The organism is Dellaglioa sp. CoH-57-MRSF-16 (assembly GCF_056782055.1).
Genome location: NZ_JBXAXZ010000212.1, coordinates 1 through 248, shown reverse-complemented (window position 1 = coordinate 248; position 248 = coordinate 1). Strand labels below are relative to the sequence as shown.

Here is a 248-nt window from a genome sequence, read left to right as displayed (position 1 = left end):
ATTCTTTGTCTCCCGGATTCCGAATCATGACGATCCAGTGCGGTGCACTGTAGCGGGCTACGGCCTCGATGGATCGTGCTTTGCGCATTTTTGTGATAAACGAAAGCATGCTTTCTCCTTTACTTGAACTTCAGTCAGTCTTCCAGATCGCCGGGCCCAGCGACCCGAAAATCCCCGATATCGCCCAAAACTTCGAGCAGATTGATACCTGCGGCATCGGCAATGAGGCCGACAGCGGTGATCAAACG

Annotated in this window: 1 protein-coding gene; it reads left to right on the top strand. The window is 52.8% G+C overall.

Going from position 1 to position 248, the window contains the following annotated elements; translation table 11 throughout:
* Positions 1–68 precede the first annotated feature (68 nt).
* Positions 69–248 (top strand): hypothetical protein (locus AC1RPH_RS08465; protein WP_481762142.1); only part of this gene is annotated, 180 nt, incomplete at its 3' end.